The organism is Yoonia sp. KMU-150, from assembly GCF_056858355.1.
The window spans coordinates 1,819,288-1,832,104 of record NZ_JBXEQF010000001.1 but is presented as its reverse complement, the minus strand read 5'-3'; the positions used below and the strand labels follow the sequence as shown (position 1 = coordinate 1,832,104).

14 protein-coding genes are annotated in these 12,817 nt (G+C 63.4%); 4 read left to right on the top strand and 10 right to left on the bottom strand.

What is annotated here, in order from left to right; genetic code table 11:
* Positions 1–7 precede the first annotated feature (7 nt).
* From AC04PH_RS09070 to AC04PH_RS09060, 3 genes are read right to left on the bottom strand one after another with little or no spacing between them, the layout of a single operon-like run.
* Complete coding sequence (locus AC04PH_RS09070) at positions 8–916, bottom strand: pseudouridine-5'-phosphate glycosidase (protein ID WP_483065421.1); 909 nt, start codon at positions 914–916, stop codon at positions 8–10.
* On the bottom strand, positions 913–1,806 hold the full coding sequence (locus tag AC04PH_RS09065) for a PfkB family carbohydrate kinase (protein WP_483065420.1): 894 nt from the start codon (positions 1,804–1,806) through the stop codon (positions 913–915). Before AC04PH_RS09065 ends, AC04PH_RS09070 begins: the two co-directional genes overlap by 4 nt.
* Positions 1,807–1,863: 57 nt before the next feature.
* Positions 1,864–2,664, bottom strand: a complete 801-nt coding sequence (locus AC04PH_RS09060) for a DUF4198 domain-containing protein (RefSeq protein WP_483065419.1) — start codon at positions 2,662–2,664, stop codon at positions 1,864–1,866.
* 37 nt (positions 2,665–2,701) lie between these two features.
* Between AC04PH_RS09060 and AC04PH_RS09055 the strand changes: the two genes are divergently transcribed.
* The 3 genes from AC04PH_RS09055 (at position 2,702) to tsf (ending at position 5,952) form a co-directional block, all read left to right on the top strand.
* Positions 2,702–4,039, top strand: a complete 1,338-nt coding sequence (locus tag AC04PH_RS09055) for a HupE/UreJ family protein (protein WP_483065418.1) — start codon at positions 2,702–2,704, stop codon at positions 4,037–4,039.
* A gap of 191 nt (positions 4,040–4,230) precedes the next feature.
* Positions 4,231–4,998 (top strand): 30S ribosomal protein S2, encoded by a 768-nt coding sequence (gene rpsB / locus AC04PH_RS09050; protein ID WP_483065417.1) that lies wholly within the window; start codon positions 4,231–4,233, stop codon positions 4,996–4,998.
* A gap of 81 nt (positions 4,999–5,079) precedes the next feature.
* Entirely contained in the window at positions 5,080–5,952 is an 873-nt protein-coding gene (gene tsf / locus AC04PH_RS09045; RefSeq protein WP_483065416.1) for a translation elongation factor Ts, read from the top strand.
* Positions 5,953–6,373: 421 nt separating this feature from the next.
* Here the strand turns inward: tsf and AC04PH_RS09040 are convergent, their stop codons facing one another.
* From AC04PH_RS09040 to AC04PH_RS09030, 3 genes are read right to left on the bottom strand one after another with little or no spacing between them, the layout of a single operon-like run.
* Positions 6,374–7,129 (bottom strand): LuxR family transcriptional regulator, encoded by a 756-nt coding sequence (locus AC04PH_RS09040; RefSeq protein ID WP_483065415.1) that lies wholly within the window; start codon positions 7,127–7,129, stop codon positions 6,374–6,376.
* Positions 7,126–7,569, bottom strand: a complete 444-nt coding sequence (gene aroQ, locus AC04PH_RS09035) for a type II 3-dehydroquinate dehydratase (RefSeq protein WP_483065414.1) — start codon at positions 7,567–7,569, stop codon at positions 7,126–7,128. The genes AC04PH_RS09040 and aroQ overlap by 4 nt, the downstream gene beginning before the upstream one ends.
* A 60-nt stretch (positions 7,570–7,629) precedes the next feature.
* Positions 7,630–7,995 (bottom strand): hypothetical protein, encoded by a 366-nt coding sequence (locus AC04PH_RS09030; RefSeq protein ID WP_483065413.1) that lies wholly within the window; start codon positions 7,993–7,995, stop codon positions 7,630–7,632.
* Between the two features lie 272 nt (positions 7,996–8,267).
* Here AC04PH_RS09030 and AC04PH_RS09025 point away from each other — a divergent pair, with 272 nt between their 5' ends.
* Entirely contained in the window at positions 8,268–9,413 is a 1,146-nt protein-coding gene (locus AC04PH_RS09025; protein WP_483066176.1) for a lytic murein transglycosylase, read from the top strand.
* A 25-nt stretch (positions 9,414–9,438) separates the two neighbouring features.
* Here AC04PH_RS09025 and AC04PH_RS09020 read toward each other — a convergent pair whose 3' ends face one another.
* The 4 genes from AC04PH_RS09020 to phoU form a co-directional block, all read right to left on the bottom strand.
* A complete protein-coding gene (locus tag AC04PH_RS09020; RefSeq protein WP_483065412.1) occupies positions 9,439–10,314 on the bottom strand; it encodes a HupA family protein in 876 nt (291 codons plus the stop codon).
* A gap of 163 nt (positions 10,315–10,477) precedes the next feature.
* Positions 10,478–11,350, bottom strand: coding sequence for a HupA family protein (locus tag AC04PH_RS09015; protein WP_483065411.1), 873 nt, complete (start codon positions 11,348–11,350; stop codon positions 10,478–10,480).
* 64 nt (positions 11,351–11,414) lie between these two features.
* A complete protein-coding gene (gene phoB / locus AC04PH_RS09010) occupies positions 11,415–12,101 on the bottom strand; it encodes a phosphate regulon transcriptional regulator PhoB (RefSeq protein ID WP_483065410.1) in 687 nt (228 codons plus the stop codon).
* Between the two features lie 4 nt (positions 12,102–12,105).
* Positions 12,106–12,813 (bottom strand): phosphate signaling complex protein PhoU, encoded by a 708-nt coding sequence (phoU, locus tag AC04PH_RS09005; protein WP_483065409.1) that lies wholly within the window; start codon positions 12,811–12,813, stop codon positions 12,106–12,108.
* Positions 12,814–12,817 lie beyond the last annotated feature (4 nt).

The following is a 12,817-nucleotide window of genomic DNA, read 5'->3' as shown; positions in this document are numbered from 1 at the left end:
ATCAGGGCTACAGCGCCACCAGTTCGACGGCGATCCGCGCGCCCAGACGGGCGTTGTTGCGCACCAGCGCGATATTGGCGGTGAGCGACCTGCCCTCGGTCAGCTCGAATATGCGGCCCAGCAGGAACGGTGTGACAGCCTTGGCCGCGATGCCCTGTGCGGTGGCCTCATCCAGCGCCTGCGCGATCACGGGGGCAAGATCGTCCGCCGGAATTTGCGCATCCACCGGGATCGGGTTGCAGATCAACTGCCCGCCCGTCAGGCCCATGGCGGTGCGGGTCAGTTGCGCCTTGGCAATCTGTTCCGCGCTGTCCATGCGCAGGGGTGCGGGCAAGTCGGACTGTGCGGACCAGAAGGCTGGCAGAGTATCCTGACCATAGGCGATGACCGGAACGCCAAGAGTTTCAAGCACTTCGAAGGTCTTGTTCAAGTCCAGAATCGCCTTGGCCCCGGCGGCCACGACAGTCACCGGCGTCTGTGCGAGTTCATGCAGGTCGGCGGAGATGTCGAAACTGTCTTCCGCCCCGCGATGCACGCCGCCGATGCCGCCGGTGGCGAAAACTCCGATGCCCGCCAGATGCGCTGCGATCATCGTGGCGGCGACCGTCGTGGCCCCGGTGCCGCCCGTGGCGATGCAGGCGGCGATGTCGGCGCGCGACAGCTTGGCCACATCCTGCGCCTGTCCCAATGCGTCCAGCTGGTCGGCTTCCAGCCCCACGTGCAGCACGCCGTCGATCACCGCGATCGTGGCAGGCACGGCATCCGCGTCTCGGATGTCCTGTTCCACCAGACGCGCGGTTTCCACGTTCTGCGGATAGGGCATCCCGTGGGTGATGATCGTGCTTTCGAGGGCGACCAGTGGTGCGCCGTCGGCACGGGCCTTGGCGACTTCGGCACTGTATTTGATGGGGATCATAGCGGTGTCTCTCCCGAAACATAAGTGGCGGCGGCCTTAAGCGCGCGGGAGAGGGCGGCGGGCCGGTCCATGCCCTGCGCCTCTGACGCGATATGCGCGGCCATGAAGGTGTCGCCCGCGCCGGTGACCCGCGTGACCATGACGGCGGGCGGGGTCAGGGTCGCGATGTCGGCCCCCAGCCCTTCGGAGGCGTCGTTGCCGCCGTCGGTGACGAGCACACGGTGCGCGCCGCGCGCCAGCATCGCCTCTGCCGCCTGAGCGGAGGTGTCGAACGTCGTCTGGCACAAAAGCCCGGCCTCTTCGAGGTTGACGTAAAGCGTGGCAGACGGGTGGTCGATCAGCGCCAGCAGCCGTTCCGCCTTGCCGGGCGAGGCGGGGGCCACGCGCAGGTCCGCGCGGGCGAACAGCGGCGAGGTCGCGATATGGGCCAGCAGGTCCCGCGTCAGATTGCCGTCAAGCGCGACGGGACAGGCAAAAGGCACGTCTGTCGATCCCAGTCTGCCATCTTCCAGCGGTCGCAATATCTTCGCGCCCGCCGCTTCCAGCGAATGGGCGTCGGCGATAGCCGCGATCAGCCCGTTCGCCCCTTCGACCGCCATATAGACATCTGTCGGCAGATCGTCAGAGCGATAGACGGTGTGGGTCAACAGGCCCATGCGATCCGCCTCGGCGATCAGTTCGTCGCCTTCTGCATCGCGTCCGATGGCGGTCAGCAGGGCAGGGGTCATGCCGAACCGGCGCAGGGTCATCGCGATGTTCATGGCGACACCGCCGGGAAGGCGGGTGATCCGCCCCGGCACGTCGGAGCCCACGCGCATGTGGCTGGCCGCGCGCCCGATCACGTCCCACAGGACAGAACCGATGCAGAGAATGTCAGGGGCCTTGGTCATGGCGCACTATTGGACCGGGGCGGCGCGGAGGGCAAGCCGGTCGGGCGCGATCCGGCTTTACTCGGGCGCCGCGAACGTCAGGTTCGCCCAGAGTGTTTCCCAGACCGCACCGGACTCTTCGGCCAATGCCTCGGACGGTTCGCGCAGGACCACCGCATCAAGCATGTAGGCGTTTCCGGGGGTCACCGGGACAGTCACGATCCCGTCGCCATCGGTCCGGTAGTATTCGACCGTGACCGTGTCGTCGGGGGCCTTGATGAACACCTCGACCTGCGCGTCCGTGCGCGGGTTTTCCTGATAGAACAGCTGTGCGCGGAACCCGTCCGTCAGATCATCGACATAAGGGTTGGAGAGCGCCACGAATTCGGTCTCCATGCCGGTTTGCAGATCGGCACCCTCTGCCGCACCGACCCCGATCAGCGTCTTGGAAAAGCGGAAATAGACCTCGTCGAAATCATCCAGCGGCAGGCCCCGTGCCTCGTGTCGCGCACGGGTGTCCGTGAAATCCTTGTGGTCGACGAATTTCTGGAATTTCTCCCACGTCTCGTAGTTCACCGTGGCCGCGCGGGACTGGTAGACGATGGAATGCAGCCCTTCGCCCGCGGGTTGCATGTTCAGGCCGGGTGTGTCGCCCGGACGCCCGGGCACGAGCGCCGCGTTGCTGCCGTTGAAGGTGATGAAATGCCGGAACCGCTGCGGCAGGTAGGGCAGGCGCGTGCCTTCGAAGTCCTCGCCGTTGATGATGTCGGCCTGCAACATACCGTCGGGCGCGATTTGATAGTTTTGCGGTTCCAACCACATCTCATGGGCGCTAAGAGGGGCGGCGACAAGCGACAGGGCGAGGGCGAAGATGCGCATGGATTGTTCCTTTGGTTACGGCATGAGGGTGGCGTTCATGCGCCTGTTGTCAAGCGCGGTTCTGGTCTGGTTCACGACCCTGGCACCTGCACAGGCCCACGAGGTCCTGCCCGCCATCGCCGATATGACGCAGGATGGCGACACACTCCAGTTCGATATCAGCCTGAACGCGGAAAGTTTCATCGCCGGGATCGACCTGACCGAAACGCAGGACACCGACAATACGCCGCAGGCCGCCACCTATGACGAGTTGCGCGCGCTCGAACCTGCCGCACTGGAGGCCGCATTCGCCGATTTCTGGCCCGAAATGGCGCAGCGTATCACGCTGTTGGCGGATGGCGAGCCACTGACGCCCGAGCTGACGGGCTTCACCGCCGGGCCGGTCGGCAATACCGAGCTGCTGCGCACCTCGCAACTGCAGTTCAGCGCGGCACTTCCCGCGGATGCCGATACGGTGATCGTGGGATGGGACACCGCGTTCGGCACGCTGGTCCTGCGCCAGCAGGGGGTCGACGCGCCCTATGACGGGTTCCTGCAGGCCGGTGCGCAATCCGACCCGATCACCCTTGCGGGCGGCAATCAGGCGGGCGCATGGCAGACCTTTGTCGATTACATCCCCGTGGGCTTCGATCACATCGTGCCGAAGGGCCTCGACCACATCCTGTTCGTGCTGGGGCTGTTCTTTCTGTCCACCCGTCTGCGCCCGCTGATCCTGCAGGTGTCGCTGTTCACGGTCGCCCACACGATCACGCTGGCGCTGGCGGCTCTCGGCTACACCGATTTCATGGATGCGTTCTTCGTCAACACCTTCGGCATCGCATTCATCGCGGTGGTGGAGCCGCTCATCGCGCTGTCGATCGTCTATGTCGCGGTCGAAAACATCTTCCTGCGCAATCTCAGCCCGTGGCGGCCGGTGATCGTCTTCGCCTTCGGACTTCTGCACGGGCTGGGTTTTGCCTCCGTCCTGGCAGAGTTCGGCTTGCCGGACAACGCCTTCGTGCCGGCGTTGATCGGCTTCAACATCGGTGTGGAGATCGGGCAGCTTGCGGTGATCGCGGTGATGTTCCTTTGCGTCTGGCAGGCGATCCGCGTCGACCGTGGCGAGAACGAGGCGTTTCAGGGCAAGGCACTTTACGGTGTGCTGATCCTTGCAACGCTGGCGCTGCTCTGGCTCGACCCCGCGGCGCTGTCGGAAGCGCTGGAAAACCCGTCCTACATCTTCCTCGCACCGTTGCTGGCGATCTTCGTGCTGTGTCTGGCCTCGGTGAATTTCCGCGATCATCTGGCGGCCTACCGCCGGATCGTCAGCATCCCGGCATCGGTGTTCATCACACTCGTGGGCGCTTACTGGTTCCTGGAACGCACGGTTCTCTGACCTTTGGGAAGCCGCAGAACGAAAACCGGGGGCGGGGGCTCTTGCCTCCGCCGCGCGCCGCTGCTAAGGCGCGCCTACGAAATCCCCAGGCAGGGGCGGGACCGATGGGGAGACATCCCAAAGGTTCCACCGGTTGACGCAGTCGCGTTGATACCCCTGCCCAAGGCATGAAACCGGAAAAGGAAACGACCATGGCTCTTCCAGAGTTCTCCATGCGTCAGCTGCTTGAAGCTGGCGTTCACTTCGGCCACCAGACCGCGCGCTGGAACCCGAAGATGTCCCAATACATTTATGGCAGCCGCAACGGCATCCACATCATGGACCTGACGCAGACTGTCCCGATGCTAGATCAAGCCCTGCAGGTGATCCGCGACACCGTCGCCAAGGGCGGCCGCGTGCTGTTCGTCGGCACCAAGCGTCAGGCGGCCAAACCGATCGCCGAAGCTGCCGAGAAATCCGCGCAGTTCTACATGAACCACCGCTGGCTCGGCGGCACGCTGACCAACTGGCAGACCGTGTCCCAGTCGATCAACCGCCTCAAGGCGATCGACGAAGCGGCGGGCAACGGCTTTGCCGGCCTGACCAAGAAAGAGCGTCTGGGCATGGAGCGCGAGCAAGGCAAACTCGAAGCCTCGCTTGGCGGTATCCGTGAAATGGGCGGCGTGCCTGACCTGCTGTTCGTCATCGACGTGAACAAGGAAGATCTCGCCATCGCCGAGGCCAAGAAGCTGGGCATCCCTGTCGTGGCCGTGGTCGACACCAACTGCTCGCCTGATGGCGTCGACTACATCATCCCCGGCAACGACGACGCGGCCCGCGCCATCGCGCTCTACGTCGATCTGGCATCGCGTGCGGCCCTTGACGGCATGCAGGCGCAGCTGGGTGCCGCAGGCGTCGACATGGGTGAGATGGAAAACCTCGCCGAGGAAGTCGTCGCCGAAGAAGCCGCAGCCGAGTAATCGCGCGGAATTGCAAAACCGTTCCGGGGCAGGGGCCATCCCTGTCCCGCCCCCATTCCATTCCTGATCAGGAGAGATGACATGGCAATCACCGCAGCACAGGTGAAAGAACTGCGCGACAGCACCGGCGCAGGCATGATGGACGCCAAGAAGGCGCTGACCGAAAGCGACGGCGACATGGAAGCCGCCGTCGACTGGCTTCGTACCAAGGGTCTGGCCAAGGCCGCCAAGAAATCCGGCCGCACCGCCGCCGAAGGCCTCGTCGCCGTCGCAGTCGAAGGTGGCAAGGGCATCGCGGTCGAGGTGAATTCCGAGACCGACTTCGTCGGCAAGAACGCCGACTTCCAGAAGATGGTGTCGAACATCGCCCGCGTCGCCCTGACCGTCGACACGACCGAAGAGCTGAAAGCCGCCGACCTCGACGGCAAGACAGTCGAACAGACCGTTACCGACGCTGTCGCCGTGATCGGCGAGAATATGTCCGTGCGCCGCATGGCCAAGCTCGAAGGCGCATCGGTCGTCAACTACGTGCACAACGCAGCGGCCCCCGGCATGGGCAACATCGGCGTTCTGGTGGCGCTGTCCGGCGACAACGAGGCGTTCGGCCGTCAGGTTGCCATGCACATCGCCGCGACGAACCCCGCCGCACTGGACGAGGCATCGCTCGACCCGGCTGTCGTGGAAAAGGAAAAGCAGGTCCAGATCGACATCGCCCGCGAATCCGGCAAGCCCGAACAGGTGATCGAAAAGATGATCGTCGGCCGGATGAAGAAGTACATGGCCGAGGTCACGCTGCTCAACCAGCAGTTCGTCGTGAACCCCGATGTCACGGTCGGCGACGCGGCGAAGGAAGCCGGTGTCGAGATCACGGGCTACGTCCGTCTCGAAAAAGGCGAGGGGATCGCGGTGGAGAAAGAGGATTTCGCCGCCGAAGTCGCCAAGATCAAAGGCTGATCCTGCCTGAATAACAATGCGTTGCGGCCCGGAGTTCACGCTCTGGGCCGTTTTCGTTTGCGGCTGTCAGGTATGTGCCTGAAACAGGCCGCAAAAAAGGAAACGGCACTGCGTCGGGAATACGCAGTGCCGTCCTTAGATGGTGACTGCCTCCCGCGTCTGCGGGGGGACGAGGCGCACCTCTGAGAGTGCTGACCCTCCGGCGTGAATTGCGCCGAAAGGCCAGCGTCCGGTTTCCCGGCGCAATACAGCGAGCCTCGAAATCACGAGGATTCTGATTGCAGTTCCAAGGCCTTAGGCCACCACTCACGGAACATCTGCAGATTGGCAAATGACGTGGCGTCACGAAAGTATGGGAAACCTGACCTTCCGGTCAAAGACCCGGAATCGGTGCCAAATCGGGATGTGGTGGCATGTTATTTCAGAGGTCGATGACGAACATCTGATTATAGAAGGCTGCCTTCAGAACCGCCTGCGCCGTCGTCTCCACGTCGAGCGCCTCGCGGGCCAGCCGCAGGTGTTTCTCCACCGTCGCCGGCGTCAGCTCCAGCAGGATCGCGATGTCCTGTGTCGTCTTACCGTCGCCGACCCACTGCAGCACCTCGCGCTGCCGCTTGGTCAGACGGCGCGATCCGGTATAGGGCAGGGTGAGCAGCTTGAGGTGAAAGACCCGGTTCGCCACAATGATCGCGTCACCGTGGTCCTTCCACATCGCGTCGATCTTGTCCTGATCGGTGTCGCGCGATGCGATCAGGGCAATCGCACCTCTGGTCCGCTCCGACACCGACCGGAAGCTGACGGTATAACCCGCGGTGATGTCGTGGCTGGCGTTGAAGGCCATGACCTCCAGCTGTTTGTCGCTCAATTCGCCGGACTTCGCCATATCTTCCATCCAGCGCCAGCTGCAGGCGCCGTCGTTCTCCAGCGCCCACCGCACCATCGGTGCGTTCTGCTGGTGGCCTTCCTGCGTGAAGACCTCCATGTAATCGCTTGGAAGATTTGTCAAAATCAGCCAGTCCTGCGGATCGCCCAGCGAAGAGGACGTGATGTAGCGGGTGAAGCCATAGACCAGCCGGTCAAAACCATAGGTCGCCATTTGTGCGACATGCAGCGACCATAGATCCTCGACCGTGCGCGCACCGGTCACGGCCTTGAGATGCGCCGTCAACCCGATCACGTGTCAGACCCGAGGTGATGATGCAGCGCATCCATCGCCAGCGCGTAACCGTTCACGCCGAACCCGCAAATGACACCGACAGCCGCCTTGGCAAGATAGGACCGATGCCGAAATTCCTCGCGGGCATGGATGTTTGTGACGTGAAGCTCAACCGTTGGCACCCCACAACCGATCACCGCATCCATGATCGCGATCGAGGTGTGGGTGTAGGCACCGGCATTCAATATGATCCCGTCATGCACACCGCGCGCCGCGTGGATGTGATCGACCAGCGCACCCTCGCTGTTGGACTGCGCCAGCGTGACCGACACCCCGAGCGTCTGTGCCTTATCCTTGCACAGCCTTGCCACATCATCCAGCGTCTCACGCCCGTAAATCTCCGGCTGGCGCGTACCAAGCAGGTTCAGATTGGGGCCGTTCAAGATCAGGAAAGACGTCATGCGCGCTGTCTAGCAGCTTTTGACCGTTGAATAAAATAATTTGTGTGCGTTCAGATTTATTTACATAATACTGATTATTGGCTTTTGAGGCGTGCTTGGCAGCGCGCCATCCTGAAGCGCGACATCTATTGGAAACCAATTGGTTAAAACATAGAAGAACATCTCATCTGAGCCGTGTATTCGCAACATTCTGTTCAAGATCGCCGCAGGATCGGGAACTGTCGGCGCGTAGATGCGTCCGTCAGAGAAAATATGCCCGTCAGAGAACTGGCGCGTGTCCTGAGGCGACGGCGGTTGACGATCTTTCGAAAGATCGAACGCAATTTCTGTCGATGGCGCAGGTTCGTAAAATACACCGGTTCCTTCGGATACGCCGCTCTGATGCAATCCGACAAACGCCGTTCCGCGCAGCACAAGTCGATCCACTATCCGGTTCTGTGCAATCCGCCATCGTGCGTATCGAACAAGGCTGGACGTCCGTGTAGATCGGGACCCGCAAGCTCTTCGAAGGCGCGAAACTGCGCGTGTGCGAGGAGACGATCGACCGATACATCTATTTCAAGAAGCTATGACACACCACTGACCATCGGCAGGAAAATGTCATCCCCGACCGCGCGGGCTTTGCATCGCGGGCGCGGCGTTCTACCCTTACGGCGATTTCACGCCATTCATTCGAGACTGTCTCCATGCCGCAGCACCTGCACCTGACCCGTCGTTCCTTTGGGCTCCGCCTTGGCGCGGTCGGTCTCGCCTCGATAGGCCTTGCGGGATGTTCGACCGCGCAGACCGTCGCCAGATCGTCCAGCGCCCTTCCCCCCGACCTGCAACCTGTGCCGAACGCGGGCTACGATGCCTGGGTCGCCGACTTTCTGCCCCGTGCGCGCGATCGGGGGATTTCCGACAGTATCCTGACGGCGGCATTCCGGGGCACCGGGTTCGTGCCCGGCGCGGTCACCCGTGACCGCAACCAGACGGAGTTTCGCCGCACGCTCGAAGACTACCTTTCCATCGCCGCATCCGACGAACGGATCAGCAAGGGGCGCGCCGCCTTCGCCCGGCACCAGTCGACGCTTCAGGCGATCGAGGCACGCTACGGCGTCGACAAGCGGATCGTGACGGCGATCTGGGGGCTGGAGAGCATGTTCGGCGAGCGGCGCGGTAACGTGCCGGTGGTCTCGGCGACGTCGACGCTGGCCTATGACGGACGGCGCGGGCAGTTCTTCGAGCAGCAGCTGATGGCGGCGCTGCGTATCCTGCAGAACGGCGACGTGACACCGGAGCGGATGACCGGCAGCTGGGCCGGTGCCATGGGGCACACCCAGTTCATACCGACCTCCTACCAGTCCTTCGCGGTCGATTTCACCGGCGACGGGCGACGCGATATCTGGTCGGAGGACCCGACCGATGCGCTTGCCTCGACCGCGGCTTACCTGTCACGCAACGGCTGGACGGCGGGCAACGGCTGGGGCCGCGAGGTCGACGCGAGTTATACCGGTCATATATTGCAACCGCAGCCGGGCGGGCCGCGCTTTGCCGTGACCGGCAATTTCCGGGCGATCAAACGCTATAACAACTCGGACGCCTATGCGATCGGCGTCGGCCATCTGGCCGACCGGATCGGCGGGGCCGGACCGCTGCGCACCCCCTTCCCGCCCGATGCGAACGGCCTGACCAAGGACAACCGGATCGCGCTCCAGCGCGGGCTGACGGCGGCGGGCTTCGACACCGAAGGGGCCGACGGCGTGATCGGCCCGAAAACACGTGCGGCGATCAGCGCCTATCAGGCCAGCCGTGGCCTGCCCGTGACCGGAGAGCCGTCTCTCGCCCTGCTGCAGGGGCTGTAGAACACCGACGCCGTCCGCTGCGCACTCAGTCGCCCGCGAAATTCACGTTGATCCGCCGGTCGGTCATCACTGCGATCACGGTCGCCGCGACCTCGTCGGGGGCCTGCACCTCGGCGTCGGAACCAAAGAACTGGCCCCGGGCAGCCCCGTCGATGACCTGCAATGCCGCGCCGTCAATGTCGGTGACGGCGATCCGGTCGCCGGAAAACGCGCCCGCGTCATGGGTCATCCCCGTCACGGTGATGGTCTGCACGAAGGGTGACGTGGGATCCTGACCTCCGATCTGGCCCCGCTCCGTCACGGTCATATCGAGATCGACAAGGTCGCTCGCAAAATCGAGCGTCAGCGTGCCGGTCCCTGAAAACGGCGCACGGTCGTCGCCTGTGAACTGTCCGGTAAAGGTCGCGGTTCCGGCATCCGGGAAATCGACGGCCTCCGGCGCGATGCCGAAGGCGACGTAGCGGCTTGTCGGCAGCCCCAGATCGAAGCCGGGAACCTCCTCGTCCTGGAACCAGATCGCGCCTGTGGCGTAGTCGAGCGTCGCAAACTGCGGGTAGCTGAAATCGAGCCGCGGGTCGTCCGACGTGCCGATCTCGTTTTCCAGCAGGCCAGCCGCGTTTTCGCCGTCGCTGTCGCGGAACTGGATCGTTCCATCCGCGTCGCGGATCGTCAGCGCCCGGGTTTCCCGGTCAAGCTCGGCTGTGACCGACGCAAAGCCGCGACCTGCAACAGGCACGTAGTAATACCCGACCAGCGACAAGGTGCCCGGTGTCCGTTCGGCCAGGATCGGTGGCACCGGTCGCGGTTCCATCATCTGGGACATCGTTGACGATGAACCGCCACAGCCTGCCAGTACGATGGCCGCCGAAACCGAAGCGATTGCAGGACTGTATCTCGACATGGAGCGCCTCCTGTTCAGACTGAGGATAGCAGATTTTGCCCACGCGCGCAAAACGGGGGTCATTCATGACGGATTACACGTCATGATCGTTACTAGTTCGGGCAGTCGCAGATTTACGGTGAGCGGAGAGCCACTAGTCGCCTGATTGCGCAGGCTATGACACTCAATCGCCCGCGAAATTGACCTCGTAACCCCGGTCCTCGATGTAAAGGTGGCCCTGCACGTTCACGACCACCTCGTCCGGAATCGTGACGTCGGCATCCGATCCGAAGAACTGGCCGTAGGTGCGATGGCTGTCGGACCTGCTGATGTCGCCCTGCGGGTCTCGCAGCATCACCGTTCCTCCGGAAAAATTGCTACCGTTCAACTGCATGTCCTGCACGTCGATGGTGGCGATGGACAGCGGCACCGAAGCGAGGCTCGACCGGTCGCGTTCCTCTGTCACGGTCATCAGCAGATCGACATCATCGGTCGCCAGATTGGCGCTCAACGTCCCGGTGCCCCGGATCAGGCCGATGGTCACACCCTCGAACCGGCCCTGATATTCGGCCAAACCGGATGAAGGCAGATCGGCGGCTGTGGGTGCGACGCCATAAACGATCCGCTGCCGGTGCACGGGATCGTCCCATTCGGATATTTTCACGTAATCCAGACCGGCTATCAGACTGCGGAAATCCCCGACGATCGGCACCGCGTCCTCCAGCTGTGACTGGCCCGGATTGCCGACCTCGTTGCGGATGGCGCCGTCGGCGTCCCGTCCGTCGCTGTCCTGAAACACGATGTCGCCTGCCGCGTCGCGAACCGTGATCGCACCGGTGCCGCGGTTCAGGTCGGCGGTGATCGGTGCCGGTCTGAACCCGGTCAGCGGGTCGACCTCAAAGCCGATCAGGGCCAGCGCGTCGCTGCCCGGACTGGCCAGCGGAAACGGCACCGGCGTCTGCATGTCCATGTCGTCCATCGGCCCTGACGACGATCCACCACAGGCCGCCATCAACGCGACGGCACCAGACCCACAAAAGTTACGATAGACCGGCATTTTCTTCTCCCCCAGGTATTTCCTTGACCCTAGGGGCAATCCGGTCAGTCACAAAGCGCTTTCACTATCCCAGCGCATAGCCCGCGCCACGCACCGTGCGCACGGGGTCGCTTTGCCCGCCTTCGGTCAGGACCTTGCGTAGCCGCCCCACGTGCACGTCGACGGTGCGGGTGTCGACATAGACGTCCCTGCCCCACACGCGGTCCAGCAACTGATCGCGCGACCAGACACGACCGGGCTTTTCCATGAAGGTGCTGAGCAGGCGAAACTCGGTCGGGCCCAGCTTCAGCTGCCTGTCGGCCCGGGTCACGCGGTGGGTTTCGCTGTCGAGCACGATATCGTCGTAGTTGAGCGTGAGGCCGACCGTCGCGGGCCGCACCCGACGCAACGAGGCGCGCACACGCGCCATCAGTTCGGTCACCGAATAGGGTTTGACGACGTAATCGTCGGCTCCGGTTTCCAGCCCGCGCACCTTGTCCACGTCCTCGGACCGGGCGGACAGCATGATCACGGGTATGGCGGCCGTTTCGGTCTTTACCTTCAACCTGCGGCAGACCTCGATCCCCGACAGAAGCGGCATCATCCAGTCCAGCACGATCACGTCCGGCGGGTCTTCGGCGACGCGCATCAGCGCCTCCTCGCCATCGGCGGCGCGCGTGGTGCGAAAGCCCGCGGCCTCCAGGTTATAGACCAGCATTTCGCGCTGTGCGGCCTCGTCGTCGACCACCAGAACATGCGGGATCTGTGCCATCGTGTCAGCCCGCGTCGGTCACGAATGCGGTCTTGTCACCCTTGGGGCGGCCTTCCTCGGGCATCTCGCCGGTGACCAGATAGATCACCTGCTCGGCCATGTTGGTGACCAGATCGCCCATGCGTTCCACGTTCTTGGCCATGAAATGCAGGTGCATACATGACGTGATGTTGCGCGGATCCTCCATCATGAAGGTCAGGAATTCGCGGAACAGGGCGTTGTACATCTGATCCACCTCCTGATCGCGCTGGCGCACGCTTTCGGCCAGTTCCGCATCGCCCTTGAGATAGGCGTCGAGCGTATCGCGAAGCATCGCGCGCACCTCGCGGGCCATGCGGCGCAGTGCGGCGTCCGACCCGTTGATCGGCGACATATCGACGAGCGAGCCTGTGCGTTTCGCCATGTTCTTGGCATAATCACCGATGCGTTCCAGCGATGCGGCAAGGCGCAGCACGCTCAGGATCGAGCGCAGGTCCTTGGACACAGGCGCGCGCAGCGCGATGGTGCGGGCGGCCTCCTCGTTGATCTGCACCTCGAGCGCGTCGATCACCTTGTCGCCGGCACGGACCTTGTCGGCCAGTTCCACATCGCGGTTTGCCAGCGATTCCGCGGCGTTCAGGATCGCCTCCTCGACCAGCCCGCCCATTTTCATGGCCAGGGCCTGGATCGCCTCGAGATCGCGGTCATAGGCGGATGAGATATGTTCGTTCATGGCG